Source organism: Vibrio sp. B181a (genome assembly GCF_030248375.1).
GTDB lineage: Bacteria > Pseudomonadota > Gammaproteobacteria > Enterobacterales > Vibrionaceae > Vibrio > Vibrio campbellii.
Genome location: NZ_JAHGAD010000067.1, coordinates 1 through 1,341, shown reverse-complemented (window position 1 = coordinate 1,341; position 1,341 = coordinate 1). Strand labels below are relative to the sequence as shown.

At 47.1% G+C, this 1,341-nt stretch carries 1 protein-coding gene; it reads right to left on the bottom strand.

The features are described 5' to 3' along the window. Positions 1-134: 134 nt before the first annotated feature. A complete protein-coding gene (locus KIO97_RS22180; RefSeq protein WP_285383971.1) occupies positions 135-1,325 on the bottom strand; it encodes an IS91 family transposase in 1,191 nt (396 codons plus the stop codon). Between the last annotated feature and the right edge of the window lie 16 nt (positions 1,326-1,341).

The following is a 1,341-nucleotide window of genomic DNA, read 5'->3' as shown; positions in this document are numbered from 1 at the left end:
TAAATCGAAGGTAATTCAATCAGTTGTGATTGTTTTTTGGTGGTTATGTGTCTAAGTGGGGTGGGTAGTGTTGCGGGAATGTTGTCATGGTCAAGTTTGCTCAAATTGCAGATAAACTTATCCACAGGAAGGTACTAAGCTGACCTCAATTGGCCTTCTAAAACTGTCTGTCTTATCAATTCTTCGCGGCTTTCTCCCGCTCTAAAACTGACAAACTCTAACCTGTCTCTGCAGAATAGGCATTCGTACGGATCAACCTTAGCGTATTTCTTTAGCATGCTGGCATAGCAAGGCAGCGCTGGCGCGTCCTTGCTTTCCATCTCTAACGCATCGTAGACTTTTGGCAGCATTTCACCGCGGCGACGATTCGACAGAAAACCGTAGTAGCGGATCATCTTAAAGTGCTTATCGGGAATGTGTTCGATGAGCCGACAAATCAAATCCTCAGCGGCTAAAGTCAGCATTTCCTTTTCCCCTGTTCGATGGTTAAGGTATTCAAACGTCAGCTGACCGCCTTTGCTGTAGTGGTGCAAGCGAGAACCTGAAATCGGAGGTCGCTTCAAATAACGACCGAGGTAATTGACCGTCTTATGCTGTTGGTCCGTTTTCTTACCAAAATGCAGTTTCCAACGACGATGATATTGGCTACGTAGAAAGGCGAACCAATCCTTTTCATGACGTATGAACGGACAATCGGCGGCACTTAAATCAAGCTCTGAGTAATGCGCGCTTAAGAGCTGCGTGATCGCAGCTCGCCAACATGCTTCGGTCACTTTGGCTTTGAAATAAATGGGCTTCCACAGTCCTGTTCGTTGGCAAATTCCTCCCCGTGTCGCAGAAGCGTGAACATGGCAATTCCAATTGAGCTTACGGCCGTAGGTATGAAGCGCACAAAAAACGCCTATTTCTAAGCCTTGCCGTTTCGCCCAAGTCGTTAAAATGTCGGCTGCGCATTTGAATAATCGATTAAGCAACCAGCGATTATGACGAAAGATAGGCCAGAGAGTGCTTGGCATGGTGAAGGTGATGTGTTGCCATTCGCAATCAGGCAACACATGCTGTTGTTGGCGTATCCACCTTTCGGTGGATTTGACGCCACAACTGCTGCAAGCACGAGACTTACAGGTTTGATTGAGGTTTTTGGTGTAGGTACAGCCAGAATTTTTGCACTTATAGAGCCGTGACCCCATGCTCGATGAGCCACAAGCCATCATTCGGGTGACGTTATCGACAACGACCTCTCTGATTTCAGAGATGTGTTTACTGAGGTAGATGGCCCAGGTGCCATTCCGAGAGAAAAGTTGTCTGAGTGATCGCAAGTGCATGACCACTAGGGTAATG

Coding starts and splice junctions, on each gene's coding strand:
- KIO97_RS22180 (WP_285383971.1), bottom strand. CDS start 1,325: ATGCACTTGCGATCACTCAGACAACTTTTCTCTCGGAATGGCACCTGG.